Source organism: Edaphobacter bradus (assembly GCF_025685645.1).
In the GTDB taxonomy this organism is placed as follows: Bacteria; Acidobacteriota; Terriglobia; order Terriglobales; family Acidobacteriaceae; genus Edaphobacter; species Edaphobacter bradus.
Window position 1 is genome coordinate 489553 of record NZ_JAGSYF010000004.1, and the last position, 25846, is coordinate 515398.

A 25846-nucleotide genomic window follows, 5' to 3' on the forward strand; every position below is an offset into this window, starting at 1 on the left:
CTTCCGGGTTCATTAGGTTGTGACAGCGCCTTCGCTTGCGCTGCTTACGCTGTTGGCGTACTTGGCGAAGACTCCGCGCTTGTAGCGGGGTTCGGGGGCCTTCCAGGACTTGAGGCGGGCGGCGATCTCTTCGGCTGGGACTTCGAGGCGCAGCTCGCGGTTGGGGATGTCGAAGGTGATCTTGTCGCCTTCGCGGACGGCGGCGATGGGGCCGCCTAGCTGAGCTTCGGGGGCTACGTGGCCGGCCATGAGGCCGCGGGTGGCTCCGCTGAAGCGGCCGTCAGTGAGGAGCGCGACGGTTTCGCTGAGCTCGGGGATGCCCTTGATGGCGGCGGTGACGGCGAGCATCTCGCGCATGCCGGGGCCTCCCTTGGGGCCTTCGTAGCGGATGACGAGGACGTCGGAGGGATTGATCTTTCCGGCCTCGACGGCGGCGAAGCAGGCGTCCTCGGAGTCGAAGACGCGCGCGGGGCCGGTGTGATTGATGCGCTCGTGGCCGGCGACCTTGATGACGCAGCCCTCGGGCGCGAGGTTGCCCTTGAGGATGACGAGGCCTCCGGTGGGCTTGAGCGGCTTGTCCCAGTTGTGGATGACGGGCTGGTTGGGCGTCTCCTGCGCGAGCTTCGCTTCTTCGTGGAGGGTCTTGCCGGTGACCGTGATGGTGTCATGCAATGCGCCGCGCTCCATGAGGCGCTTGGCGAGGACGCGCGAGCCGCCAGCGTCCTGGTAGTCCTTGGCGACGTACTTGCCGCCGGGGGAGAGGTCGCAGATGAAGGGAGTGCGCTCGCTGATCTTGTCGAAGTCGTCCATGGAGAGCGGGATGTCGAGCTCGCTGGCGATTGCGATGAGGTGGAGGACGGCGTTGGTGGAGCCTCCGGAGGCGCAGACGGCGGCGATGGCGTTCTCGATGGACTGGCGGGTGAGGATTTTGGTGGGCCGGAGATCGTTCTTTGCCAGATGCATGACGAGCTTGCCGGCCTCGCGCGAGGCGTTGGCCTTCTCGGGCGACATGGCGGGGACTCCGGTGAGCTGGATGGGAGAGATGCCGAGGAACTCGGCGGCCATGGCCATCGTGTTGGCGGTGAACTGGCCTCCGCAGGCTCCGGGGCCGGGGCAAGCGGCGGCTTCTACGGCTTCTAGCTGGGCATCATTTATCTTTCCAGCCGCGTGGGAGCCGATGGCTTCGAAGACGTTGAGGATGGTGATGTCTTTGGTGGTGCCGTCGGATTGGGGTAGGTGGCCGGGCGCGATGGAGCCTCCGTAGAGCATGAGGCCGGGGATGTCGAGGCGGGCGAGGGCCATGATGGCGGCGGGCATGTTCTTGTCGCATCCTGCGATGCAGATAAGGCCGTCGAAGCTGTTGCCGCGCGTGACGAGTTCGATGGAATCGGCGATGATCTCACGCGAGATGAGCGAGGCCTTCATGCCCTCGGTGCCCATGGTGATGCCGTCGGAGATGGTGACGGTGTTGAACTCCATGGGGGTTCCGCCGGCCTCGCGCACGCCCTGCTTAACGGCTTCGGCGACCTGGCGGAGATGGAAGTTGCAAGGGCCGATCTCGGTCCAGGTGTTGGCGATGCCGATGATGGGCTTGTGCAGGTCTTCTTTGGAGAAGCCGACTCCGCGCAGGTAGGAGCGGGCGGCCGCTCGGCTTGGGCCTTCGGTGAGGACTTTGGAGTGCTGCTTGGGATCGACGATGCTCAAGAGTGGTATTCCTTCCATTTGTTGCCACTTGCGACAGGCAGATTGGGGATGATCTCGGTCATGGCTTTATGAAAGCGGGGCTGGTTTCCGAAACCGGGATACGGGGTGCAAAAGGTCTGACAAGATAGTCCCGCCTCATGCATTGCCTTCAGGACCATCGGCCTGATCGAGATGAGCAGGATGACAACTGCTTTGGGGTTATAGTCCCGTAGCCTTTTGGCAAACGACGAGACTGCCTTCCTGCAGAACGAGCGGCGATCCTTGTCTTCCAAGTGATTGACGGGTTCGAGCACGAGGTCGTCGAGATAGAAGCCGTTGCGTTTGAAGTTGTCGAGAAAGCGCGCTTCGCCTCGAAATGCTTTTCGTATCTCCCGAAAGAGCCCACTGTCCTGGTTGTAGAAAAACGTGCCGCCGTGCGGCGCCGACTCACCCACAAAAAGAGTGGTGATGCGGTCTGGCCGGTAGCTGGCTCGCGTTCCTTCAAAGTTGGTTATCGAATTCATACGACGGTGGCTTTTGGTGCGGACCAGAATTCTTTGTCGTGTTGGCTTTCGAATTTGTCGATGGCTTCGGCCTGGCGCAGGGTTAGGCCGATATCGTCGAGGCCATTCAGCAGGCAGTATTTGCGGAACGGGTCGATGTCGAAGTGGGCGTTGAAGCCTTGATCGTCGGTGACGGTTTGGGCTTCGAGGTTGATGGTGAGCTTGTGCTCTGGGTTCTTTGTGCAGCGGTCGAGCAGGGTTTTGACTTCGTCTTCGGTGAGGCGGACGATGATCATGCCGTTCTTGCCGGCGTTGGAGAAGAAGATGTCGGCGAAGGTGGGGGCGATGACGGCGCGGAAGCCGTACTGCTGTAGCGCCCAGGCGGCGTGCTCGCGCGAGCTGCCGCAGCCGAAGTTGCGCTCGGCGATGAGGACCTCGGCGCCCTTGTGCTCAGGTTTGTTGAGGACGAAGTCGGGGTTGGTGGCGGGGTGGCCGGCATCGTCGAAGTTATAGCGCCAGTCGTAGAAGAGGAACTCGCCGTAGCCCGTTCGCTCGATGCGTTTGAGGAACTGTTTGGGGATGATCTGGTCCGTGTCGATGTTGGGCAGCGGCAGCGGGGCGGCTTTGGAGGTGAGGATATTGATGGGTTCCATTGAGGCTCCGGAGGCGAGTTAGTCGATGAGTGGACGATTGAGTTCAGTGCGCCAGGTGGACGGGTCCGGGCTGGAGTCGGGATTGATGAGATACCGCTCCCAGAGGTCGGTTGCGGTCTTGTGTCCGTTCGCGTCGAGCCACTCGTGGAACTCTCTCCACGCCGCGGGAAGGCCGCTGTAGTTTCCGTGGAAGATCGTTCTGGCCACGGTCATGGCCGGCCATGTGGACGGGACGACGCGACCGGCGGGAGCGATGGGCTGCGAGACGGGGAAGCAGATCTGGAAGTCGAAGGTGTCGGTAGGCCTTCTGAAATGGTGGGTGAACCATGGGCCGGTGGGAGCGATTCCCTGAGCAGAGATCGCGGCGAGGACCTCTTGCACTCCGGGACCCATGACGCTACGGATCTGGTCGCTCGGGACGGTGAGATGGAGCGCGGCGGTGTGCTGCTCGGTGGTTTGCGTGATATACGGCGTTTCGATCATGCTCTACCTTCCGGGGAAGATTTTTCTGAGCTATTGGAGTTCCATTGACGGATGTCGGTGAAGTGGCCGGTGATGGCAGCGGCTGCTGCCATCTCAGGGGAGACGAGGTGGGTGCGGCCTCCGCGGCCCTGGCGGCCTTCGAAGTTGCGGTTGCTGGTGGAGGCGCAGCGCTCGCCGGGGGAGAGGATGTCGGGGTTCATGCCGAGGCACATGCTGCAGCCGGGCTCGCGCCACTCGAAGCCCGCGGTCTTGAAGATGGCGTCGAGGCCCTCCTGCTCGGCCTGGCGCTTGACGGCCTGAGAGCCAGGGACGACCATCGCGCGCACGGTGGTCGCGATGTGGTGGCCTTTGACGACCTTTGCGGCGGCGCGGAGGTCTTCGATGCGGGCGTTGGTGCAGGAGCCGAGGAAGACGGCGTCAACCTTGATTTCCTGCATCGGCGTGCCGGGCTTGAGGCCCATGTATTCGAGGGCGCGGGCGAAGGACTTGCGGTCGGCTTCGGTCCGCGCGTCTTCGACGGAGGGAACCTTGCCGTCGATTCCAGTGACCATGCCGGGCGAGGTTCCCCAGGTGACGCGCGGGGCAAGCGTGGCGGCGTCGATGTGCAGCTCACGGTCATAGGTCGCGCCGGGGTCGGTGGGCAGAGTGCGCCAGTGAGCTACGGCCTCGTCCCATGCTGTGCCAGTGGGCGAGAAGCGGCGGCCCTTGAGGTAGGCGAAGGTGGTCTCGTCGGGGGCGATCATGCCGGCCCGGGCTCCGGCCTCGATGCTCATGTTGCAGATGGTCATGCGGCCTTCCATAGAAAGCGCGCGGATGGCCGAGCCCGCGTACTCGATGACGTAGCCGGTGGCTCCGTCGGTGCCGATCTTGCCGATGATGTCGAGGATGATGTCCTTGGCGGTGACGCCGAAGGGAAGCTCGCCGTCGACCGTTATGCGGAAGGTCTTTGGCTTTGACTGCGGGAGGGTTTGCGTGGCCATGACGTGCTCGACCTCGCTGGTACCGATTCCGAAGGCGAGGGCTCCGAATGCGCCGTGCGTCGAGGTGTGCGAGTCGCCGCAGACGATGGTCATGCCGGGCTTGGTGGCTCCTAGCTCGGGGCCGATCATGTGGACGATGCCTTGGGAGGCGTCCTGTACATCGAAGAACTCGACGCCAAACTCAGCGCAGTTCTTACGCAATGCGTTGACCTGTGCGGCGGAGATCTGGTCGACGATGTGGAGCCGGTCGTAGGCGCTGGTGGTGGGGACGTTGTGGTCCACGGTGGCGATGGTGCGGTCAGGGCGGCGCAGCTTGCGGCCAGCCATGCGGAGACCGTCGAAGGCCTGTGGCGAGGTGACCTCGTGGATGAGGTGGAGGTCGATGTAGAGGATCGTCGGCTCGCCCTCGGGCTCGGCGACGAGGTGCTGCTGCCAGACTTTTTCGAAGAGTGTCTTGGGTGTTGATTGGGGTGCTGTGCTCATACTTAGGTTCCTGTGCTGTTGCTTGTGCAGATTATTGAGGAGATTCCGAGCTTGTCTGTTGTGGCCAGGTGGGGCGTTCCGTCCGTATCAACGACCGCAGCGAGACGAATTTGTGGAGCGCAGCCGTCTGACCTCGTCCAGTCGGCAAGGGTACTTTGCAATTGAAGCGGGACATGCAGAGGATCAATGTTGCGATCTGGGAAGAGCCAGAGTGAGAATGGTGCGTCCTTTTCATCAGGTGTACGGCTCTGCTCATCCCAACGCATTGCAGCGAAGACGATGAGCGGCTTCGTTGCTCCAAGGTCCATCCAGAGAAGACCGCGCTGCGTGCACTGTGCGACCACGCAACCTGTAATCGTAAGGTATCGATTGGCTGTAGAGGTTACGTGGCCCTTCCCTGAGAGAAAAGCAGACGCAGCCTCGCTAAGCGGAAGGCCATTTCCCCAGAAGGTCTGCGGGGCCTTTAGCTCATTTTTCAGTAAGTCAGCGAAACGTGAGTCGGCGAGTAGTGCAGCCTTTTGTCCGTCGGGTGCAGGCTGTGTGTACTGCCAGAGCCAGGAGAAGTCTTCGGTCTGCGGTTTGTCGTGCTTGAGGTGAAGTTGCGCGCGCGCCGCAGTGGCTCCTATGACGAGGAGGAGGGTGATGGCGGCGAGCTGGAGCGAGCGGCGCATATTCAAACCTAAGCAGAGACTCCTTACTTTTTCGATAAAGCTGAGTTCTTTGCAGCGAGGACCATCAGAATGTTGACCAGCGGGAACATGATGAGTCCGGTAATGATGAGCGGGACTGTTGGCGAGCCGTGCAGCCATCGGTAGATGATCGCCCCTGCTACGGCGAGATTCATCAGGATCATTTTGGTTCGCGGGACCATCGGCTTACTCATACGGCGTGCAGGGCCTGGCGGCGGTCGATGGACTCCGTGAGAGCCTGGTGAACGCGCTTGCCCATCTCATGCGTCGAGATGGTCTGGGTGTCGCTTCCGCGGGCGATGTCGGCGGTGCGGTAGCCGGCTTCGAGGACGGTGTGGACGGCCTGTTCGACGGCCCGGGCGTCCTGCTCGAGGTTGGCCGAGTGGCGCAGGACCATCGCAGCGGTGAGGATGGCTCCGAGCGGATTCGCCTTGCCTGTTCCGGCGATGTCGGGCGCGCTGCCATGGACGGGCTCGTACAGGTTGACCTGGCCGCCGATAGTGGCAGAGGGCAGCATGCCGAGTGAGCCGGTGATGACTCCGGCCTCGTCGGAGAGGATGTCGCCGAAGAGGTTCTCTGTAAGCACGACGTCGAAGTTGCGCGGGATGTTCATGATGTGCATCGCCATGGAGTCGACGAGCTGATGCTCGAGTGTGATCTCCGGGTAGTCCTTCGCAACTTCGGTGACAGTCGCGCGCCAGAGTTGCGAGACCTCGAGAACGTTTGCCTTGTCTACAGAGGTGACCTTCTTGCGGCGTTTGGCAGCGAGCTCGAAGGCGACGCGGGCTACGCGAACGACCTCGTCGCGTGTGTAGCGCATGGTGTTGATGGCCTCATTGGTCTCTTTGTTCCACGAGCGTGGAGCGCCGAAGTAGAGCCCGCCGAGGAGTTCGCGGACGAAGAGGATGTCTACGTCTTTGGTGACCTCGGGGCGAAGTGGCGAGCTCGATGAGAGTGCGCTGTACGCGACAGATGGGCGTAGGTTGGCGTAACCGCCTAAGGCTTGGCGGAGCTGAAGCAGGCCCGCCTCGGGGCGCTTGTCGGGAGTGAGCGAGTTGAACTTGTTGTCGCCGACGGCGCCGAGCAAGACGGCGTCCGAGTCGAGCGCGACATCGAGCGTAGCGGTGGGCAGAGGCGAGCCGGTCTCTGTGATGGCGATGCCGCCGATGCGGGCTTCAACGAAGGTGAAGTCGTGGCTGCCAAGCTCCGCTACGGCGCGGAGGATGTTGGTGGCTTCACGGGTGACTTCGGGGCCGATGCCGTCGCCGGCGAGGACTGCAATCTTGAGACGCATGCTTGAGTTCCTTATGACGTTGTTCCGGGGCTAAGCCCCTTTTACGTTGGCGCGTGTTCAGCGGGCTGAAGCCCGCTGCTCCCTCCGAAAGACAAAACCTCGTGGCTTAGGGAACAGTTTCGACCGGGATTGATTTGTTCGGCTGAAGCAGGCCGAGGATGTCCTGGTCGTAGATGGCTTTCTTGCGGTCGGCGAGTTCGGTGAAGCGGTGATAGACGTCGTCCAACTGTTCGCGCGTGAGGCCGTAGCCTAATTTTTCGAGGCGGTCTGCGAGGGCGCGGCGGCCGGAGTGCTTGCCCAGGACGAGATTGGTGTGCGCGACTCCGACGGATTCGGGCGTCATGATCTCGTAGGTGAGCGGGTTGGCGAGGACGCCGTGCTGATGGATGCCCGATTCGTGGGCGAAAGCATTGGCTCCGACAACGGCCTTGTTGGGCGATACGCCGAAGCTGATGAACTCCGCCAGCAACTTGCTGGTGGGGTAGAGCTGGTCCATCTTGATGTGGTGCGTGTAAGGGAAGCGGTCGCGACGGACCATGATGGCTGCGGCGATCTCTTCGAGTGCGGCGTTGCCGGCGCGCTCGCCGATGCCAGTGATGGTGCACTCGACCTGGCGGGCTCCGCCCTGGATGGCTGCAAGCGAGTTGGCGACGGCCATTCCGAGGTCGTCGTGGCAGTGCGCGGAGAGGACGACGTTCTCGATTCCCGGAACGCGCTGTTTGACCATGCGGAAGATGGCTTCGTACTCGGCGGGCGTGGTGTAGCCGACGGTGTCGGGGATGTTGATGGTGGAGGCTCCGGCCTGCACAGCAACGGTGATCATCTTGACGAGGAACTCGGGGTCGGTGCGGGTGCCGTCTTCCGTGGAGAACTCGACGTCATCGACGAAGGTGCGGGCGAAGCGGACGGACTCGGCGGTCTGGTCGAGCGCCTGCTCGCGGGTGATTTTGAGCTTCGCTTCGAGGTGTAGGTCGGACGAGGCGAGAAAGACGTGGACGCGATTGCTGGCGGCGGGCTGGACGGCGCGACCGGCGGCTTCGATGTCCTCGCGCTTGCAGCGGGCGAGCGAGGCGATGCGGGTGCCTTTGACCTCGCGGGCGATGGTCTGCACGGCGTGGAAGTCGCCTTCGGAGGCGATGGCGAAGCCGGCCTCGATGATGTCGACGCCGAGGTCGCGGAGCTGATGCGCCAGCCGGAGCTTCTCGTCATGGTGCATGGTGCAGCCGGGGGACTGCTCGCCATCGCGGAGGGTGGTATCGAAGAAGACGATCTGATTTGGCTCGAGCATAGAATAACTCCCGGTCTGGACGTTAGTATAACTCCGGCTTATGATGGCATTCGAGAGTATCAGAACTTCTAATCGTCATATTGAAGCCGGTAATTCTTCGGCCGCAGCGAGGTGAAACTTGGATCTGGTCCAAATGGAGACGTTTCTGGCGGTCGCCGAGGAACGAAGCTTCTCGCGCGCCGCGGCACGCCTCCATCGTACTCAGCCTGCGGTAAGTCAGGCAATCGCGAAGCTCGAGGGTGAGCTGGGCGAGGTGCTGTTTGAGCGGACATCGCGGGATGGGACGCTTACGGATGCAGGCGAAGTTCTGAAGGATTATGCCGCTAAGTTACTGAATCTGCGCGGCGAGGCGTCCGAGGCTCTGGCAGAGTTGCGATCGCTGCACCGGGGGCGTCTGAACCTGGCGGCGAACGAGTACACATGCCTGTATCTGCTGCGCGTCCTCGATGAGTTTCGGCGGCACAACCCGAGGATCAAGCTGGCGGTGCAGCGGGCTCTGGCGAGCAGGATCTCGGACGAGATATTGATGCACTCGGTTGAGATCGGTGTGCTTTCGTTCCGGCCGGATGATGCGCAGCTCAAGTCGACGGTGGTGTACCGGGACGAGCTGGCATTTGTGGTTAATCCGCGGCATCCGCTGGCGCGGGAGGAGAAGGTCTCGATCAAGCAGCTTGGGGCGCAGAACTTTATTGCGCATAACGTCGCTTCGCCGCAGAGGCAGAAGGTGATTCAGACGTTTCGGAAGCATAAGACGCCGCTGCAGATGGGAGTGGAGCTGCCTTCGCTGGAGGCCATCAAGCGGTTTGTGGAGATGGGCAACGGCGTGGCGCTGGTTCCGGGCCTGACGGTGCGGCCGGAGCTGGAGAGCGGCGCGCTGGTGCGGGTAAAGGTGCCTGAACTGCAGATCGAGCGCAGGCTGCGGCTGGTCTACCGGAGGCAGGCCAGCTTGTCTCATGCGGCGCTGGCCTTTCTGAAGATTGTTGAAGCTTACTCAGCGCGACATGGCGATCCCTACTGTTTCTTGCCGGAGCGGGGGGCCTAGGGGCGCAACAGGCTACTTTTTCGTCATCGAGGCGGAACATTTTTCGTGAGTTCACGTCTGTACGGGCAGACTCGCCCCGGCTTCCGGTGGATGAGATGTGAGGTGACAAATCCGATGATGAAGACTCTGTTTCGCAAATCAGGCTCATGGACGGCGGCACTGGCGCTCGTTTTCAGTCTGCTGTGCGCAATGCCGTTGATGGCGCAGGATACGGCTCCACCTCCGGGACTCCCGCAGGCCGGGCATCGTGGCGGCCCAGGGATGGGAGAACACAATCTGAAGTTCCTGACCGAGCAATTGAACCTGACACCGGATCAGGTGAGCCAGGTGAAGGCGATCGACGACAACACGATGAGCCAGATGAAGGCTCTTCGGGACGACACGTCGCTCTCCCCTGCCGACAGGCACGCGAAGATGATGGACCTCCACAAAGCATCGCAGGACAAGATCCGCGCGCTGCTGACGGATGATCAGAAGACCAAGTACGACGCGCTCCGAGCCGAGATGAAGGCCAAGGCACAGGAGCGGATGCAGAACCGTAACGGCGGAGGAGCGCCACCACCACCGCCTCCTCCGCAGTAGCGCAGGGCTCGAAAACTGAGGTGGAAAAGAAGGCCGAGGGCGGAGATTCCTTCGGCTTTCTTGCGTATGGCAGACCCATGAGATTCCGTCCATGCGGTTACAATGAAATGACATCTGCAAGTTGCACTGCGGCGGCAGCGAAATCGCCTCGGGATAACCTGGGACGTTACGGACGAATTTGAAGGGGTCTAGCGAAGAATGAAGAAGACGATGTTGTTGGGCGCGCTACTGCTCGTAGCGGCTGCCGGGTTTGCGCAGGAGAGTCGGCAGGACGTGAGCGTAAGCGCCATTGGCGTATTCGCGCCGCATGTAGATGGCAACGCAGTGCACTTGAGTACGACCAGCACGCTGGGCTTCCTTGGGAGCTATCGCTATATGCTCACCCCTCGCAGCGCGCTGGAGGTGAACTATTCGTTTGCGGAGAACTCCTACAAGTACCGGACCAGCTTTCTTCCGAATGGCCGGGTGCACGCCCGCCAGCAGGAGATTACCGGAGCCTATGTCTTCAACATGAACTTCAGGAACTTCAACCCGTTTCTGGAAGCCGGCGTGGGCGGCCTGATCTTTTCGCCGATCCGCGATGAGGGCACGAACCTGCTCGACACCAAGCAGAACACGAACATCGGCGCGTTATTCGGCGGCGGTGTGGCCTATGAACTTAGCCCAAGCTGGGACATCCGCGCCGAGTATCGCGGCTTTATCGTGAAGGCTCCGGACTTCGGCCTGACCAACTTCAAGACGAACCGCTATGAGCTTGTGTCGCTACCGGCAATAGGTGTCGCTTACCACTTCTAAGGTTTTGCTCTTCGCTGGAAATGAGGAATGCCCCGGAGTTGCTCCGGGGCATTTTGCTTTTGCGTGGGTGAATCAGGTGTCTTAGTTGGGAGTCAGGGTCAGGGTGTGAGTGGTTGCGGAGCGGACGGCCTCGGCGCTGAAGGGCATCGGGAAGGTTGTTCCCTTGTACCAGGCGGGCCACTGGTCGAGGAACCATGGGCTGGCCGGATTGCCGGACTCACCGAGGACGAGATTGAGGGTGGAGTTGTCGAGGTTACCGAGATCGGCGGTGAGGCGCTCCGAGGGGCCGAAGGAGCGGTCGACCTGCTTGACGGTGGTGGTATCGCCGCTCTGGGGTTGAACGCCGGTGCCGATGGGCAGGCCGATCAGCAGGTTGTGCAGAGGGACATGGGTGAAGACGGGGTGTTCGATCTCGACGGGATGGGACTTGCCCTCGCTCCAGTGGGTGAGATCGGCGGGAGCATTGGTGCTGGCGAGGCCTCGCGCGACGGCGGCGGTTAGCAACTCGTCCCAGTTGTGGTAGGTGGAGGGGAGCCAGCGGTCGGGGGTGTGCATGATGATCTGCTCGCCAGCGTAAGACTTCTCGCCCCAGGAGTAGAGCTGCCAGAGGGGCTCGCCGGGGCCGCTTTGCGAGCTCGGGCTTGTGGCTGGAGTAAGCCGGGGCGCAAGGATGAGGGCCCAGAGGGCGTTGCGTGCGGCGATAGCGATGGGGGCGGCGGGTGAGTCTGCAGTGACGTTGCCGTCCCAGTTGCGCAGGAGGTCAGCTGCCTGGTGGAGGCGGCGGTCCTTTGTGCCGGAGTGGTCGATCGCGTAGGCGAGCCGCTGGGCGACGTCATGGTCGAGGTCGGAGTAGATGTCGGTCTGGAGTGCGAGCATGTCGGCCGGCGTGAGATGGTCGCGGCCGAGAAGGACCTTCCAGATGCGCTCGTTGCGATAGGGCGCGGCCCAGTCGAGGGTGATGGGGTAGGGGTAGCCCTCGGGTGCGACGCGGGCGTTGGCGGTGGCGAGGACGCCGTTCGGCGGATCGAAGGCCTGAGGAAGCTTGTCGAACGGGATGTAGCCGGACCACTCGTGGGCGGTGTCCACCGCGACAGGGACCGATGTGAGGGGGGTGGGCTGCGCGAGGCTGCCGCGCACGGGGATGTAGCCGACGGCGTGATAGCCGATGTGGCCCTGGTCATCGGCGTAGACGACGTTCTGCGCTGGGCCGCCGAAGGTGGAGAAGGCAGCGAGGAAGGAGGTCCAGTCAGTGGCGGAGTTGATAGAGAGCAGTGGCGTGTCGAGCGTGGCGGGGTCGTAGATCGTCCAGCGGAGCGAGAGGGGGCGCTTTTCGCTGGGAAGCAGGCTGGAGAGGATCGGCGTGATGGTGTTGCCGTGGCGTGTGGCTGCGACGTCGAGGGTGACATCGTGCCCGTTATGGACGTGGATGACCTCAGTCTGGTGGAGGACGGGCTGCCAAGAGCCGTCGGAGGCGAGGAACTGCTCGGACTGGCCGGAGCCGCGGAGCTGCTCGATGTAGATGTCCTGTACGTCGGCGCCGAGATTGGTGAATCCCCAGGCGATGTGGGAGTTGTGGCCGACGACGATGAAGGGAAGCCCCGGAAGAGAGACGCCGGCAGCGTGAAACTCTCCTGTGGAGGCGGGAGATTCGAGGTCGGCCTCGTACCAGATGCCGGGAACGCTGTGGGCCAGGTGCATGTCGTTCGAGAGCAGCGGCTTGCCCGAGGCAGTGCGCGAGCCGGCGACGACCCAGTTGTTGGAGCCAGCGAGACATCCTTCACAGACAGGGTTCCGGAGGGATTGCTGGAGGGCGAGGAGGTCGTGGGCAGAGCTTGTGGACGCTGTGGCGCTCCGATCCCAGGTCTCAGAATCGAGACCCTTCGGCAGGCTCAGGGCAGGCTCCGGGTCCCCCGGATTTGTGGCAGGTGTGGCGGGCTTTGTAAGTCTGGTCTGGGACTCGTCGAGCGGGATGTCAGGAATGCTCTGCTGGGGTGCGGTTAGGTCGACGGCGGGCTGGGTGGGCGGATGGTCGCGCCAGGAGCCTACGGGGTAGAGGTCGTCGACGAGTTCGGGCGAGAGATGGGCGGCAATGGCCTCGCGCGAGAGCTTGACGGGAAAGGTGTTGGTGAGGTCCTCGAACATGGCGAGGCCGACGAGGAGGGAGTCGCGCGGAGTCCACGGCGCGGGCTTGTAGCGGAGGATGCGGAACTCGAGGGGAAGGTGCGCGCGCTGGAGCTCGATGGAGTCGTTGACGCCGCGAGCGTAGAGCTCAAGGTAGTGGAGCTGATCGGCCGGAAGCGCGGCGACGACGCGGTCGGCGGCGGCACGGAGCTGGAGCGTGCGCTGGGTGCGGTCGTGGATGAGCAGATTGGCACCCAGAATCTCAGCAAGTTCACCGGCGGCGTGGCGGCGCAGCAGGTCCATCTGAAAGAGTCGGTCCTGCGCGGTGACGAAGCCTTGGGCAAGGACGAGGTCGTCGAGCGAGGCGGCGCGGATGTGCGGCACACCGTGGCTGTCGCGCTGCACGGTGACGGGGGCTGAGAGGCCGGCGATGGAGAGGCTGCCGTCGATCTGCGGCAGCGATCCGCGCAGGGCCTGGTGGGTCCAAAGGCGGATGAGGGTGAAGGCGAGGACAACGAGGATCAGCAAGGAAAGAAGAATCCAGCCGAAGCGGCGAAGGTTGCGGTAGGGGAGTTTTGCGGGCGAAGCAACAGCGCCGCTGTCTGCGACGCGGCGGGTGAGCAGGATGGGCTCAGGGGAGGCGGGGTCGAAGGGCATCATGCTGTTATAGAGAGTTTAGTTCACCCGGGACCGGTTTTCGCTCGCAAGGCAGCGAGACGGCGCGTAGCGGTTTTGGTTTACTGATGGGGTCGGTACGAAAGGAGGCAGCGGTGGTCGCTTCAGCGGAGAGCCTGCATGCATTGGAACGTGTCGTGCTGGTTCTGCTGGTGATGGTGGCGGCGTTTGCAGTAATCGCACACCGGCTGAAGGTGCCGTATCCGATCGTTCTGGTGCTGGCGGGGCTGGTGCTGAGCTTCTCTCAGCATGTGCCGCACATTCCGTTGGATCCGAATCTGGTGTTTGCGATCTTTCTGCCGCCGCTATTGTATGGATCGGCGTGGACGGTCTCGTGGCGGGAGTTTCGCCAGAATGCGTTTGTGCTGGCTCTGCTGGCGGTTGGATTGGTGGGCTTCACGGTATGGGGCGTTGCCGAGTTCTCGGACCGCTTCATCACGGCGCTGGACTGGAAGGCGGGATTTCTGCTGGGGGCGGTGGTCTCGACGACAGATGCGATCGCGGCGACTTCGGTGGCGCACGCGCTAGGTCTGCCGCGGCGCGTTGTGGACATCCTCGAAGGGGAGAGCCTGCTGAACGACGCGACGGGACTGCTCGCCCTTGAGATCGGGCTGAGTCTGCTGGCGCGCGGAGATCTGCCGACGGTCGGTGAGGGGCTGGCGCGGCTGACGTACCTGATTGTCGCCGGATTAGTGGTCGGCCTGCTGCTGGGGGTGGTGGTTGGGTGGCTCGAGCGCTACATCGACAATGGGCCTGTAGAGGTGGTCTTGAGCCTGATCGTTCCTTACGCGGCGTATCTGGCGGGTGAGGAGGCGAAGGCATCGGGGGTGCTAGCTGTGGTGGCGTGCGGGCTGTATATGAGCCGTCGGAGCGCGACGTTCTTCTCGCCGGGGGTGAGGATTCAGGTGAAGGGCGCGTGGGAGGCGATGACATTTGTGCTGAACGGCATCGTGTTTGCGCTGATCGGGTTGCAAATGCCGTATGTGCTGGCGGGAATTCGCGGCGACTATAGCATTCTGACGCTGGTAAGGTACGGCGCTGTCTTCAGCGCAATGTTGATTGCGCTGCGGATGGTGTGGGTGTTGCCTGCGTTGAAACTGGCGAACTTTATTGGGCGCCTACAGGGACTTAAGAAGGCAACGAGCGGACGCGAGTCTCTGGTGATCGGCTGGACTGGTATGCGCGGCGTGCTGGCTCTGGCGGCGGCGGTGTCGGTTCCGGAGATGATCAACGACAAGCCGTTCGGGCCGCGGAACCTGATCGTGTTTGTGACGTTCTCGGTGATTCTGGTGACGCTGGTTCTGCAGGGGCTGACGCTGCCTTCAGTGATTCGCGCGCTAGGCCTGGCGGGACAGACGGGCATGGGGCCGGAGGAGCGGAACGCACGAAAGGTGGCCCTCGAAGAGGCGCTCGAGTATCTGAGGAGCAAGAGACACGAGGCAGGTGAGGTTCACTCGCACGCATTTGAAGATGTGATCGACCGGTATCGGCGCCGGTTGGAAGCGCTGGGCGAGGACGAGGCACGCAAGGAGAGCGCAGTGGAGACAACGCAGACTGTGATTCGGCTATCCAAGGGGGCGCTGCGGCGGCAGCGAAGCGCGATGATCCGGATGCGGAACGAGGGGCGGATCAGCGATGACGTGCTTCGGACAGTGGAGCGGGAGTTGGATCTGGAAGAGAGCCGCTATCTGTTGAGGAAGAGCTAGCGTGCGGCAGGCTGGCGGCGTAACTGTGTGGGCCGCGCGGCAAAGTAACGACGATGACGCCGCAGAGCAGCACCAGGACAGGCAGGGCAAAGACACTGCCTTCAGGGCCGGTCGCTCCGCCGCTGAGCAACGGCCTGCCTGCAGGATGAGTGGCGAGCAAGTGGAAGCGCACGATGACTCCGCTGTCGGCGACGCCGTAGAGGAAGGACTGGGCCCAGTCCCATGCAGCGTGTGCACCGATGGCCCACCAGAGCGACCCGGTGCGCCAGAGGCTCAGGCAGAAGACGAGAGATACGAGGCCTGCGCAGACGAGCCCTACGGGGCTCTCTCCGGGGTTCCGGCCGTGCATAGCTCCGAAGCCGAAGGAGACGAGAGCGGCGGCGGCCCAGAAGCCGACGGTCTGCGGCTTGACGCGAGCGGAGAGGCTGCGGGCGAGTCCGGCGAGGCCACGGCTGAGGGTGTACTGCAGGTAGCCACGGAAGAGGTACTCCTCGAAGAAGCCGATGGCCAGGAAACCGGGCGCCCACGCGAGGGCGTAACGTAGAACGTCTCTTCCGAAGAGGAGACGGCCGTCGATGACCAGCAGACTGCTCTTGATGAGCAGGAAGACGAGCAGCGATAGGAAGATGACTCCCCAGACGAGTCCGGCGAGCAGATGACGAAGCTTGTGACGGCCGCCAAGGCCGTAGATCAAGACGGGGCGGCGCTCGATCTTCGCCATGATCCAGGTGACCAATGCGACGCAGAAAAAGGCGATGGACTCGCCTACGAAGATGCGGGCGGGAGTGGGGTCGCTGCTCGACGACAGCAGATGAGTCCGGAGGGCGAGCCAGTTGACTGTGGGAACGATCGCCAGGAAGAGCAGGACTGCGATGAGGAGGCTCCAACTTGCACGGAGTCCGTCAGGGCCGAAGAAGAGGGAAGGCCGGTGACGGGTGGCGTGGTTCGGCGGGGTGAGCGGTGCGTTAGTCGGATCCAAAAGGGGCCTTCCTGATTGTCTCAAGGAGTATACGCAGTGCCGGGGGCGGAGGGTTCCCGCTTGGCTCAGGATAGAAGGCCGGATATGCTAGTCACTTCGGCATCGGATGGGATGAGACGCCGAATGGGGGCGGGTTCCTTTGGAGTGCAAGGTTTTCTTTCATAACAAGTGTTTTGACGGCGCGTGTTCAGCTTCTGTATTTACGCGGTTTCACCGTGAGTGCGTGAAGACGGCCTCGAAGTTTTCATACCACGGGCTTGTGCATCGCGCGGGAGCGCTGTTCGACGAGCGTGAGTTTCTTGGCGTTGCGAACGGCGACGAGAACGCAATCGTGGACTTCAAGTACTCGGCCTCGCCGAATGTGATCTGGTGGTTTGACCATCATCTCAGCGCGTTTCTGACGCCTGCGGACCAGGCGGACTTTGAGCGCGGGCAGGCAGATGGCTCCACCGCGATGCGGAAGTTCTTCGACCCTGGCTATCCCTCGTGCACGAGCTTTATCGCGCACATCGGGAAGACGAAGTTCGGCTTCAATGTGGAGCCGCTGGCGGAGTTAACCAAGTGGGCTGACATCGTGGACAGCGCGAGGTATGAGAGCGCAAAGGCTGCCGTGGAGATGGCGGAGCCGGCGATGAAGCTGACGATGGTGATTGAGAGCGCCACGGATGACGGCCTGATCCCGAAGCTGATTCCGCTGCTGACGGAGATGCCGCTAGCTGAGGTGCTGGCCCAGCCGTTTGTGCATGAGCTGCTGGGGCCGCTGATGGAGCGTCACTGGGCTGGGCTGGAACTGATCCGGTCGCGCGCGTCGCTGAACAGGGGAGTGATCACGTTCGATATCACCGACCAGCCGACGGAGGGGTACAACAAGTTCATCCCGTACTACCTGTTCCCGGAGGGGACGTACAACGTGGGCCTGAGCAAGTCGAGCTTCCGGACCAAGGTGGCAGTGGGGACGAACCCGTGGACGAAGGTTCCTGCGGAGAAGCTGGCGAACGTGGCGGTGATCTGCGAGCGGTACGGCGGCGGCGGACATGCGCGCGTCGGAGCCATCAGCTTTCCACCGGACCGCGAAGATGAGGCGCGCAAGGCAGCAGCCGAGATAGCGGCGGAGTTGCAGGGCCTGAGCAACTGAACCGAAAACAAGACGACCGCGGATGACGCGGACAAACACGGATAAGAGCACAGGTCCTGTCCGTATTGATCCGTTGAATCCGCGGCCGTCTTGTTCTTACGGCTTGAGTCGTCCGAAGACCCCGAGCTTGCTGATGTCGTTGAAGATGACCATAGCGGCGAAGACCAGGATGCAGACGAAGGCGACCTGGTAGACGCGCTCTTTAAGTTGCTGGTTGAGGTCGCGCCGAAGGACGCTCTCGACCAGCAGGAAGAGAATCATGCCACCGTCAAGGATGGGTATCGGCAGCAGGTTGAAGATTCCGAGGTTCAGCGAGATGTACGCCATCAGGCCGATGAGCGGCATCCAGCCCGGCATCGAGGCGGCCTGGTGAATCTGCTGGCCGATGCCGATGGGGCCGGAGAGGCTGCGCACGGAGACCTGCCGAGTGAACATGCGCCGGAGGACCTCAACGATCAGCAGCGAACCCTTCTTGTTGTAGTCCCACGATGCGACGAGGGCCTTGCTGAAGGGGAGACGCTCGATCTTGACTGGCGGCTGAACCGGGTGGAAGCCGAGGCGGTAGTCCTTAGTGCCGTCACCGACGTCCGCGAGCTGCGGAGTGATCTGGATGGGAAAGGTCTGGCCTCCGCGGTCGACGATGAGCGAGGCAGGCTTACCGGCCTGATCCTGCATGTACGCAAGCAGGGCAGGGACGGAGTGAAGCTGGAGGCCGTCGATGGAGAGGATCTTGTCCTCTGACTTCAGGCCGGCCCGGGCCGAGGGCATGTTCGGCTCAAGGGAGTCGATCTGAACGGGTGCATTCTGCATCTTCGGGATGAGACCGAGCCGGTCGAGTGAGAAGTTGTCGGCGCCACCCTTGGACTCGACGAAGAGCTTGGTGTTGATGCGCTGACCGTCGTGCGTGTACGAGAAGGCGACCGTCTGGTTGATGTTGAGTAGCGAGCGGATGGCGACCTGGTCCCAGGTTGGGTTCTCGACATTGTCGTAGTGGACGATGGTGTCGCCGGAGCGGATGCCGGTGTGCGAGGCAGGCGTGTTGGCCGGAATGTAGTCGGTGTAGGCCGGGCTGGAGAGATACTCCTGCACTTCGTTGTGCAGCATGGAGACGCCGGTCATCAGGCCGAAGGCGAGGATGAAGTTGGCAAAGGGGCCTGCGAGCGCGACGAGGATACGCTGCCAGCGAGGGTGGGCGTTGAACTCACCTGGGTCGCCCGAGGGAGCTTCGCCGGGGTTGTCGCCGGCCATTTTGACGTAGCCGCCGAAGGGGAGCAGCGAGATGCGATAGTCGGTCTCGCCTTTCCTGTAGCCGAAGAGACGTTTGCCGAAGCCAATGGAGAAGACCTCGACCCGGATTCCGCAGAGCTTGGCGACGGCGAAGTGGCCGAACTCGTGCACGAGAACCATGATGCCGAGCACGATGGCAAGCTGAATGACTGTTGACATGAGAGAGTTGGATGACCTCGCTGCCTAAAGATGAGGTACGGTATTCATCGAAGAACGCCGGTGAATTGCCGGGAGATGACCTCGCGGGCGCACGCTCGTGCTGCCAGGTCAGCCTCGAGCACTTCAGTGATGGACGCAGGATGACGGCTGGAGGTTTGCATCAGCACCTGTTCTATTGTACGCGGAATCCCCAGAAAAGGGATGGCCTGGGCAGGGTCCGGGGCGAGGAAGGCGGCGACGGCGACTTCGTCGGCGGCGTTGAGGGCGATGCAGGCCTCGCCTCCTGTCTCAGCGGCCTCGTAGGCGAGGCGCAGGCAAGGGAAGCGGGCGAAGTCGGGCTGGGAGAAGTCCAATTGGCTCAACGCGGCGAGGTCAAAGCGGAGGCCGGAGTCGGCCGGCGCGTTGACCCGCTCGGGGTAGGCGAGGGCGTAGAGGATCGGCAGGCGCATGTCGGTGACGGAGATCTGCGCGAGGATGCTGCCATCGACGAACTCGACGAGCGAGTGCACAGTGGACTGCGGGTGGATGGTGGTGCGGACCTGCGCAGGAGGCAGCGAGAAGAGCCGACAGGCCTCAATGACCTCGAAGCCCTTGTTCATCATGGTGGCGGAGTCGATGGTGATGCGCTGGCCCATGACCCAGGTGGGATGCTTGAGGGCTTGCGCGGGGGTGATGTGCTCGAAGTCGGCGAGCGGGGTCGAGCGGAAGGGGCCGCCTGAGGCGGTGAGCCAGATCTGGCGGACCTCCGCGGGTGTGCCTCCGCGCATGCACTGGTGTACGGCGTTGTGCTCCGAGTCGATGGGGAGCAGGGCGACGTTGTGCTCCTTCGCGGCGTCCATGATGAGCTCACCGGCGGCGACGAGGCACTCCTTGTTTGCGAGACCGATGGTCTTGCCGGCCTTGACGGCAGCGTAGGTGGCTTCAAGGCCCGCGACTCCAACGATGGCCGAGACGACAAAGTCCACCTCGGGCAGCGTGGCAACGCGAACCGTGCCCGCTGACCCGTAGACGACTTCAATGCCGGTAATTCCGGCGGCCTTGAGGCGGCTCTGGAGCTGGGCGGCGAGTTCTTCTGTCGCTATCGAGATGACTCGTGGCCGCCAGCGGTGGCACTGTTCGAAGGCTGCGTCGAGGTTCTGGCCTGCGGCGAGGGCAATGGGACGGTAGCGGTCGGGGAAGGACTCGCAGATGGAAAGGGTGGAGTTGCCGATGGAGCCGGTCGAGCCGAGAATCGCGATCTTCTTCACAGGTGTTATTTTCTCAGAGCATTGGGCTTCGGGATACTTCGCGCTACCCTCCCCCGTCAAAACTGTGCAAAGTATTCAAAGCAGATACTTTAGATCTGGACCTCGCGCGCAATTTCACTGCCAAGCTTCAGAAAGCCGGGGAATTGGGGTTTGGTGATGCGTAAAGTATTCCAAACAAATGTCTTGATCTAACCTCCTCGCACAATTTCGAGTCATTGGTTACAAAAGTAGAAAAGCCCGGCGGTTTGCCGAGCTTTGACTCTCTTTATTTAAGATTAGCAGGGGTGTCAAGAGTGGTTGTGGAAAAGCGGTTCGCGTTCTTCGCGGTGCCCCACTCATCCCGCGATGAGACTCTTTTACGACCAGTACACGTTCGAGCGAATGCGACGCCCCTGTGAGTTGGAGGAGTTATTTCTTGGGTGCTTTGCAGGGGTATGCCTCAACGAAAGCGTCCCATACCGTATCAGCTGCTTCTTCATGGAGGCGATTTGGATGGTTGTCCATGTACTTCAGGAAGACGAGCGGCCATTCTGAGGATGAGTTAGCAGGCAGGCACATTCTGGGCTCGCTTCTAGGCTTACCGGATGCCGCTTCCTTAAACATTCCTTGAGTGAACGCATAGAAGAACACATTGCAGTACGTGGTACTGAAGGTGTCTGCCACCCCCGTCGGTTTGTTTGTGTCTCTAGAGGCTGTAGCGTTCAGGCCTTTGGCGACTTTGCAATTTTTGATGAGATCCTCTGTTGTCGTGAACGCTTGAGCGGAAGGGACTATGATCGCCATCATTAACAGACCGGCTAAGATCCCAGGGCGCATGGTTCCACCTCGTAAAACAGAGAATAGCGTACACCCTTGAACTGGCTGGGTGGCCCACCTTTAGTCGCTGCTAGTCGCTTCGCGACGAAGATGGGCACCCGAACTCAGATCCGGGCCACCCAGCCCCATAGTATGGCTAAGACGCGCAGCCATACTATGGGGCTTCCTAACGTTGATTCTCTATGACAGGAGATGATTGCTTTCTAGACGTGAATTCGGCGCCGGATGGATACAAGGCCACCCAGCACGCCTGTCGTCAGCAGCAGCAACGATTGAGGCTCTGGAACCGGAGAGGAATCAACGAGCAGATCGAACGGAACAAAATCCGGCGGCAAGTTAGCGATGATCTGTGAATCCCACACCGGGAACGGCTTGATAACCGGACGGGTATAAACGGTCCAGGTACCGGGGTCCCAGTACACCGATCCTCCCCCCGACCAAGAGGCGCCTGAATCAACTGGGAAGAGACCAAACCCGTCGGCTGTGGCGAGAGAATAAATATTATCAGCAGGGGGGAGAGCCGAAAAGCAAATTCCAGTGAGCGATATTGCCGCTTCCATCTGTCTGAACCTGAAACGCTCCAATGTTGGATGGCCCATTCAAAGTTCCGCCGGACGTATGGAAGAACGCATTTGAGAACGTGTCATAGCCATCGGTGAAGATGTAAGAGGTTGAGGTCAATGAGCTGTAGGTTGTGTTTGGTGCGAGCGGGGATGCACCGTGAATGATCCGCGGACGTAATTCGACGTAGTGTAGGGTGCAGTTATGCTATTGGTGAATGGGTGTCCTGTATAGGTGTAGATCGTATCTGCCAGCAGCGGAGCTGACAGGAAAAGGATAAAAGACAGAAAAAGGCGTGTTCGCATTGATCTCTCCATTGTTTGTAAGGCGAATGCGAACGAGTATCCCATTTCCAGTGAAGAATTCAAGCGCATTCTTTTGCAATGAGATAGGGACTTTTTTACAACCAGTGGTTCCAGCGAATACGGCGCCTTGCTGGTCTCATGCTGAGAAGGGACGCCGTTGCAGGTCCTGACCTTTCCGTTTGCGGTGATGTGTCCCCTGGCCGGAGATGTCTACGCCGAAGGGCAACAAAGAAAGCAAAAGCAAAAAGCAGATTCCTCCGCTACGCTGCGGAATGACAACAAGGAAAGAGGGCTGCGGAATGACAACAAGAAAAGGAAAAGGCTAGAAGCGGCCGAGGCCGAAGTAGTCCTTGATAAGCAGCGCGTACCAGAGGACCGGCGCGGCGACGAGCAGCGCGTCGATGCGGTCGAGAATGCCGCCGTGGCCGGGGAGCATGGTGCCGGAGTCCTTGACGCCCGCTCCGCGCTTGACGGCAGATTCGAGCAGATCGCCGGCTTGGGCGGCGATGTTGAGGATGGCGGCGAGGAGGAGGGTCTGCCAGAGGGGCTCGGTGATGTGCAGGATCAGGTTGCCGCGCTCGGTGAGCAGATCGCCGACCCAGATGACGAGCCCGGCGGCGGCGATGCTGCCGGCGATGGAGGCGACGGAGCCCTCCCATGTCTTGCCGGGGCTGAGGCGCGGGGCCAGTTTGTGCTTGCCGAAGGCGCGGCCGATGTAGAGTGCGGCGATGTCTCCGGCCCAGACACAGACCATGAGGAAGACCACGAGCGCGATGCCGTCCTCCTGCTTCCAGAGCAGAGGAATGAGCGTGAGGGGGTAGGCGATCCAGATGAGGCCAAAGAGACCCTGTGCTGTGTCGGGCAGCACTTGAATCAGTGGAGCGCGGAAGCCGTTCCAGGCGAAGAGCGCGAGAGCGACCGCGCTGAGTACGGGAAGCTGCGCCTCGACGGGGAAATTCGGCAGCGTGACGACGAAGGCGAGGGCGGTGCCGAGCGCCATCCACCAGCCCGGGATACGGAGCGTCGCGCCGTGTGTCTCTGCTCCCACGGCGGCGAGCTTGAGGTACTCGAAGCCGGCTAACTCAGCGACGAGCGCGGCGAAGAGCGTGATCATCCAGAGCTTGCCGAAAAAGATAAGGGCGAAGACGGCGAGGATGAGGACTGCTGCGGTAAGGATTCGCTTCATGTGTTGCTAGTAAGCATATAGGACAAAGGGGGATGAGCGAGCCGCGTGAGAGGCACCTCTTGACCTCCCCGTCATAGCACTGGACATGCAGGGAATCCTGGGCAGTTCGGAGGCGTGTGTAGCGTCGGCGAATGTTGCGACGTCGCCGCGTGAATGCCAATGGCAGTGGTTACTGCGAACGCCGCCACCATCACTCCGATGAAGACCTTGGCCCCGGTAGACATGCCCTCGCTGCGTTGGATCGCTGAGACCTGGCTGGCCGTGAGCGGCTCGCCAACCAGCCGCTTAACCTGGTTGATGAGGTTGACCACTTCGGCGTCGAACTTCTTGTCGCGTGTCTTCTTAAATCCTGCGAGGGAGTTGAGATTGGAGGTCATGCTCCAGAGCAGCGACTGCGTTTTTGGATCGATGATCCTGAGGCGAAGCTGCGGTGTGTAGGTTGACATCCCTGACCCGTTGCTTACGTTGACGCCTGACAGAGTGATAGCGCTGATCTCGAAGACTACATCGGCGTCGGAGGGCGAGGAGGCGATCTGGTAGCGTGCCCAGTGCTGCATATCTGGATAGAACTGGTTGTAGGCGCGGTTGGGGCCGCCATCAACGAGAGCATTGAAGTAGTCGTCTCCACCGGCATTGGAGATGAAAACTTTCTTTGCATTGAGGATTTGTGGAGGAACGGGCGCGGAGGGGGTGGCGCTGGGGCCGGGTTGCTGGGCAAAGGCGAGGGGACCGAAGCAAAAGACGAGTCCCAGGACGACAGAGCGAAACAGACGGATTCCCAAGACATGCATAGCCACGTCCTAGTGCTGCAACTTTCTGCTCGGCCAATACTTATGCCGATTGAGGCTGCGAGGTAGACGAGGGTCTGTGCTGGAAGGTTTCTACCGTATGCGAATAATTCTCGGTGAAACCTAGCGCGGGTGCGTTCGCGGGGGTGAAGGCGGATCAGCTTCCCGTGGGACGGATGGTATCGGTCTCGACCATCAGCATGACGGTGCGCTCAGGGGCGCGCGGGCGATGGAGGACTTCTTTGGGGATGACGACTCCCTGGCGCGGGTTCAGGGTGATGGTGCGGGGGGTGGCCTGGGTGGTGGCGGGATCGTCAGGATCGATGAGGTCGATGTGCAGGCGGCCTTCGACGATGTAGAAGAACTCGTCCTCGTGCTGATGTTTGTGCCAGTGATAGTTCCCCTGCACGACGCCGAGCCGGACCACTGAGTTGTTCACGTTGCAGAGCGTCTCGTTGTACCAGGGGCGCGGAGCGGCGTCCGCAGTCAGCTTCTCTTCGATGACTTCAAGAGGCTTGTACTTGGTATCGAGAATGGTGATGTAAGGGAATTCGGTGGGCATCTTCCGCTCCTTTTAGCCATGAGAAACCACCAACTGTTCAGATGGGCTTGCTAGCGGCGGGTGAGTTCGCGGGGCGGGGAGAGCTCGGTGGCGATCTCGGTCTCGAGCTCGGAGACTGGCTGGAGGGTGTCGATCTTCTCGTCGGAGTTGTCGCTGAGGCCTCCGAAGCGGCGGTCGCGGCGCTGGTAGTCGGCGATGGCCTCGAGGAGGTGGATGCCGCGGAAGTCCGGCCAGAGGCGGTCGGTGATGAAGATCTCCGAATAGGCGATCTGCCACAGCAGGAAGTTCGAGATGCGTTGCTCGCCCGAGGTGCGGATGATGAGGTCGGGGTCGGGCATGTCGTGGGTGTAGAGGGCACGCGAGATGGTCTCCTCGTTTAGCCCGTCGAGCGCGCCGGCGCCGAGCAGGTCTTCGACCGAGCAGCCGCGAGTGTGCGCCTCGGTCGTCATGTCGGTGAGGATTCGGCGGAAGGCGTCGACGATCTCGGAGCGCGCGCCGTAGTTCAGCGCGAGGGTGAGGGTAGTGCCGGTGTTCTTCGCCGTCGACTCCATGGCCCACTGCATGGTCTCCTGCACCTCCTGCGGGAGATCGTAGGTGCGGCCGATGTAGTTCATGCGGACGTTGTTGTCGTTCATGCGCTTGACGTTGCCGATGAGGTAGTTCTTGAGCAGCTTCATCAGGAAGCTGACCTCTGACTTGGGACGGCGCAGATTGTTTTCAAGCGAAAAGGCGTAGAGGGTGAGGAAGGGAAGTCCGATGCGCGAGGAGGTCTCGACGACGTACTGCACAGACTCGGCGCCCTGCTGATGGCCGAGGAACCGCTTGAGCGCACGCTTGCCTGCCCAGCGGCCGTTGCCGTCCATGATGATGGCAATGTGTTTGGGCATACGCGAGGGATCGAGCTGGCGGAAAAGGTTCAGCTCGTCGGGAGGAAGCTCATGGACGCGATTGGGAGAGACGGGTGACAATACTACCTCACAAAGCATGACGCTAGCACACCGGGGTGGCATGTGCAATGAACGCATTGCAAAGCAAGGCCGTACGCGCTGGAGAGCGCCGCACCGTCACAAACAAAAGGACGGTGCGGCACGGAGGTTAGGAGGCAGCGCGAACTATGCCGTACGGCGGCGCCCGGCGGCCAGTTCCCGAACGTGGTTCAGGAAGATGGAACGCTGAAGCGCGTCAAGCTGTGAGGTGTACGCGGCGATCTCGGCGAGGAAGGGGTCCGTCATGAGGACGGCCGTCTCATCGCGATGACGCGTGCTGGCGTCGCGCAGCAGCGTCGAGATATCGACCTGCAGGGCCTTGGCCAGGCGGTCGAGCGACGACAGCGTGGGCATTGCCTTGCCATTCTCAATCTTCGAGATATATGTGCGCGGCACGTTCATGCGCGCCGCAAGCTGACGCTGCGACAGGTTACGCACGTGGCGCAGATCGCGAACGGCGGTTGCGACCTGAAGTCCATCCGCAGGGGCAGCCGGCTGAGAGACCAGTGATATTGGGGCGGGAGCAGGTGCCGGCTCCTCGACCTCGAGGCACTTGTGGCAGCGCCGGCACAGAGCATTTGCTGTGCGGAACTGCACCAAACTGCAATGGTCACAACGCAAGACCTCACGTTGTTCTACGGGCGCCATCATGGTTGCCATAAGTTGTCTTCACCGCGGGCGGACCCAGAGCAAGGACCGCAGCACATGTCCGATAACGGAACGATGTGATGTGCCTAGAGTGACACCCCGTAACTTTGGAGTCAAGAGAAACCCGTTGATTATTACTATAAAAACCGGAAAAAACAGGAAAGGAACCAAAGTGGTAACTTGTAAGGGCAGGGAATAAGGCTTAGGGCG

General features: G+C 61.6%; 25 protein-coding genes. 5 read left to right on the plus strand and 20 right to left on the minus strand.

Annotation, left to right across the window (positions count from 1 at the left end):
* Positions 1–12: 12 nt before the first annotated feature.
* The 9 genes from ilvD to OHL16_RS17160 all read right to left on the minus strand — a co-directional run bounded on the left by ilvD (position 13) and on the right by OHL16_RS17160 (position 8056).
* Complete coding sequence (ilvD, locus tag OHL16_RS17120; protein ID WP_396127210.1) at positions 13–1704, minus strand: dihydroxy-acid dehydratase; 1692 nt, start codon at positions 1702–1704, stop codon at positions 13–15.
* Positions 1701–2207, minus strand: a complete 507-nt coding sequence (locus tag OHL16_RS17125) for a hypothetical protein (protein ID WP_263368398.1) — start codon at positions 2205–2207, stop codon at positions 1701–1703. Before OHL16_RS17125 ends, ilvD begins: the two co-directional genes overlap by 4 nt.
* Positions 2204–2839, minus strand: coding sequence for a 3-isopropylmalate dehydratase small subunit (gene leuD, locus OHL16_RS17130; protein ID WP_263368399.1), 636 nt, complete (start codon positions 2837–2839; stop codon positions 2204–2206). Before leuD ends, OHL16_RS17125 begins: the two co-directional genes overlap by 4 nt.
* Positions 2840–2857: 18 nt before the next feature.
* Positions 2858–3322, minus strand: a complete 465-nt coding sequence (locus OHL16_RS17135; protein ID WP_263368400.1) for a GyrI-like domain-containing protein — start codon at positions 3320–3322, stop codon at positions 2858–2860.
* Complete coding sequence (gene leuC / locus OHL16_RS17140) at positions 3319–4785, minus strand: 3-isopropylmalate dehydratase large subunit (protein WP_263368401.1); 1467 nt, start codon at positions 4783–4785, stop codon at positions 3319–3321. The genes OHL16_RS17135 and leuC overlap by 4 nt, the downstream gene beginning before the upstream one ends.
* A gap of 2 nt (positions 4786–4787) precedes the next feature.
* Positions 4788–5462 carry a hypothetical protein gene (locus OHL16_RS17145; protein ID WP_263368402.1) on the minus strand — a complete coding sequence of 225 codons (675 nt, stop codon included), beginning with the start codon at positions 5460–5462 and terminating at the stop codon, positions 4788–4790.
* A gap of 17 nt (positions 5463–5479) precedes the next feature.
* Positions 5480–5656, minus strand: coding sequence for a hypothetical protein (locus OHL16_RS17150; RefSeq protein WP_263368403.1), 177 nt, complete (start codon positions 5654–5656; stop codon positions 5480–5482).
* A gap of 8 nt (positions 5657–5664) precedes the next feature.
* Entirely contained in the window at positions 5665–6768 is a 1104-nt protein-coding gene (gene leuB, locus OHL16_RS17155; RefSeq protein ID WP_263368404.1) for a 3-isopropylmalate dehydrogenase, read from the minus strand.
* A gap of 106 nt (positions 6769–6874) precedes the next feature.
* Entirely contained in the window at positions 6875–8056 is a 1182-nt protein-coding gene (locus OHL16_RS17160) for a 2-isopropylmalate synthase (protein ID WP_263368405.1), read from the minus strand.
* Positions 8057–8174: 118 nt separating this feature from the next.
* On the opposite strand from OHL16_RS17160, the gene OHL16_RS17165 reads away from it, so the two are divergent.
* From OHL16_RS17165 to OHL16_RS17175, 3 genes are all read left to right on the plus strand, one after another.
* On the plus strand, positions 8175–9098 hold the full coding sequence (locus tag OHL16_RS17165; RefSeq protein WP_263368406.1) for a LysR family transcriptional regulator: 924 nt from the start codon (positions 8175–8177) through the stop codon (positions 9096–9098).
* Positions 9099–9212: 114 nt separating this feature from the next.
* Positions 9213–9680, plus strand: coding sequence for a Spy/CpxP family protein refolding chaperone (locus OHL16_RS17170; RefSeq protein ID WP_263368407.1), 468 nt, complete (start codon positions 9213–9215; stop codon positions 9678–9680).
* A gap of 198 nt (positions 9681–9878) precedes the next feature.
* Positions 9879–10475 carry an outer membrane protein gene (locus tag OHL16_RS17175; RefSeq protein WP_263368408.1) on the plus strand — a complete coding sequence of 199 codons (597 nt, stop codon included), beginning with the start codon at positions 9879–9881 and terminating at the stop codon, positions 10473–10475.
* An 81-nt stretch (positions 10476–10556) separates the two neighbouring features.
* On the opposite strand, the gene OHL16_RS17180 is transcribed toward OHL16_RS17175, so the two are convergent.
* Entirely contained in the window at positions 10557–13256 is a 2700-nt protein-coding gene (locus tag OHL16_RS17180; protein WP_263368409.1) for a penicillin acylase family protein, read from the minus strand.
* 110 nt (positions 13257–13366) lie between these two features.
* On the opposite strand from OHL16_RS17180, the gene OHL16_RS17185 reads away from it, so the two are divergent.
* Positions 13367–14977, plus strand: coding sequence for a Na+/H+ antiporter (locus OHL16_RS17185; RefSeq protein ID WP_263368410.1), 1611 nt, complete (start codon positions 13367–13369; stop codon positions 14975–14977).
* Here OHL16_RS17185 and OHL16_RS17190 read toward each other — a convergent pair.
* Positions 14901–15956 carry a CPBP family intramembrane glutamic endopeptidase gene (locus tag OHL16_RS17190; RefSeq protein WP_263368411.1) on the minus strand — a complete coding sequence of 352 codons (1056 nt, stop codon included), beginning with the start codon at positions 15954–15956 and terminating at the stop codon, positions 14901–14903. The genes OHL16_RS17185 and OHL16_RS17190 overlap by 77 nt on opposite strands.
* Before the next feature lie 139 nt (positions 15957–16095).
* On the opposite strand from OHL16_RS17190, the gene OHL16_RS17195 reads away from it, so the two are divergent.
* Complete coding sequence (locus OHL16_RS17195) at positions 16096–17091, plus strand: phosphoesterase (RefSeq protein WP_263368412.1); 996 nt, start codon at positions 16096–16098, stop codon at positions 17089–17091.
* Between the two features lie 96 nt (positions 17092–17187).
* Here the strand turns inward: OHL16_RS17195 and rseP are convergent, their stop codons facing one another.
* The 9 genes from rseP to OHL16_RS17235 all read right to left on the minus strand — a co-directional run bounded on the left by rseP (position 17188) and on the right by OHL16_RS17235 (position 25648).
* On the minus strand, positions 17188–18537 hold the full coding sequence (rseP, locus tag OHL16_RS17200; protein ID WP_263368413.1) for an RIP metalloprotease RseP: 1350 nt from the start codon (positions 18535–18537) through the stop codon (positions 17188–17190).
* 44 nt (positions 18538–18581) lie between these two features.
* Positions 18582–19784, minus strand: a complete 1203-nt coding sequence (locus OHL16_RS17205) for a 1-deoxy-D-xylulose-5-phosphate reductoisomerase (RefSeq protein ID WP_263368414.1) — start codon at positions 19782–19784, stop codon at positions 18582–18584.
* Positions 19785–20192: 408 nt separating this feature from the next.
* Positions 20193–20600 carry a Rap1a/Tai family immunity protein gene (locus tag OHL16_RS20370; RefSeq protein ID WP_396127211.1) on the minus strand — a complete coding sequence of 136 codons (408 nt, stop codon included), beginning with the start codon at positions 20598–20600 and terminating at the stop codon, positions 20193–20195.
* Positions 20601–20803: 203 nt separating this feature from the next.
* The gene (locus tag OHL16_RS17210; RefSeq protein ID WP_263368415.1) at positions 20804–21022 is read right to left on the minus strand and encodes a PEP-CTERM sorting domain-containing protein; all 219 of its coding nucleotides are present in this window, start codon (positions 21020–21022) and stop codon (positions 20804–20806) included.
* 766 nt (positions 21023–21788) lie between these two features.
* Entirely contained in the window at positions 21789–22652 is an 864-nt protein-coding gene (locus tag OHL16_RS17215; protein ID WP_263368416.1) for a phosphatidate cytidylyltransferase, read from the minus strand.
* A gap of 71 nt (positions 22653–22723) precedes the next feature.
* Complete coding sequence (locus OHL16_RS17220; RefSeq protein ID WP_263368417.1) at positions 22724–23443, minus strand: hypothetical protein; 720 nt, start codon at positions 23441–23443, stop codon at positions 22724–22726.
* 154 nt (positions 23444–23597) lie between these two features.
* A complete protein-coding gene (locus tag OHL16_RS17225; RefSeq protein ID WP_263368418.1) occupies positions 23598–24002 on the minus strand; it encodes a cupin domain-containing protein in 405 nt (134 codons plus the stop codon).
* Positions 24003–24052: 50 nt separating this feature from the next.
* The gene (locus tag OHL16_RS17230; protein ID WP_263368419.1) at positions 24053–24970 is read right to left on the minus strand and encodes an isoprenyl transferase; all 918 of its coding nucleotides are present in this window, start codon (positions 24968–24970) and stop codon (positions 24053–24055) included.
* A gap of 144 nt (positions 24971–25114) precedes the next feature.
* On the minus strand, positions 25115–25648 hold the full coding sequence (locus OHL16_RS17235) for a helix-turn-helix domain-containing protein (RefSeq protein WP_263368420.1): 534 nt from the start codon (positions 25646–25648) through the stop codon (positions 25115–25117).
* Positions 25649–25846: the final 198 nt, after the last annotated feature.

Coding starts and splice junctions, on each gene's coding strand:
- OHL16_RS17170 (WP_263368407.1), top strand. CDS start 9,213: ATGATGAAGACTCTGTTTCGCAAATCAGGCTCATGGACGGCGGCACTG.
- OHL16_RS17175 (WP_263368408.1), top strand. CDS start 9,879: ATGAAGAAGACGATGTTGTTGGGCGCGCTACTGCTCGTAGCGGCTGCC.
- leuD (WP_263368399.1), bottom strand. CDS start 2,839: ATGGAACCCATCAATATCCTCACCTCCAAAGCCGCCCCGCTGCCGCTG.
- OHL16_RS17125 (WP_263368398.1), bottom strand. CDS start 2,207: ATGAATTCGATAACCAACTTTGAAGGAACGCGAGCCAGCTACCGGCCA.
- OHL16_RS17235 (WP_263368420.1), bottom strand. CDS start 25,648: ATGGCAACCATGATGGCGCCCGTAGAACAACGTGAGGTCTTGCGTTGT.
- leuB (WP_263368404.1), bottom strand. CDS start 6,768: ATGCGTCTCAAGATTGCAGTCCTCGCCGGCGACGGCATCGGCCCCGAA.
- OHL16_RS17150 (WP_263368403.1), bottom strand. CDS start 5,656: ATGGTCCCGCGAACCAAAATGATCCTGATGAATCTCGCCGTAGCAGGG.
- OHL16_RS17135 (WP_263368400.1), bottom strand. CDS start 3,322: ATGATCGAAACGCCGTATATCACGCAAACCACCGAGCAGCACACCGCC.
- leuC (WP_263368401.1), bottom strand. CDS start 4,785: ATGAGCACAGCACCCCAATCAACACCCAAGACACTCTTCGAAAAAGTC.
- OHL16_RS17160 (WP_263368405.1), bottom strand. CDS start 8,056: ATGCTCGAGCCAAATCAGATCGTCTTCTTCGATACCACCCTCCGCGAT.
- OHL16_RS20370 (WP_396127211.1), bottom strand. CDS start 20,600: ATGCGCCCTGGGATCTTAGCCGGTCTGTTAATGATGGCGATCATAGTC.
- OHL16_RS17180 (WP_263368409.1), bottom strand. CDS start 13,256: ATGATGCCCTTCGACCCCGCCTCCCCTGAGCCCATCCTGCTCACCCGC.
- OHL16_RS17220 (WP_263368417.1), bottom strand. CDS start 23,443: ATGCATGTCTTGGGAATCCGTCTGTTTCGCTCTGTCGTCCTGGGACTC.
- OHL16_RS17215 (WP_263368416.1), bottom strand. CDS start 22,652: ATGAAGCGAATCCTTACCGCAGCAGTCCTCATCCTCGCCGTCTTCGCC.
- OHL16_RS17225 (WP_263368418.1), bottom strand. CDS start 24,002: ATGCCCACCGAATTCCCTTACATCACCATTCTCGATACCAAGTACAAG.
- rseP (WP_263368413.1), bottom strand. CDS start 18,537: ATGTCAACAGTCATTCAGCTTGCCATCGTGCTCGGCATCATGGTTCTC.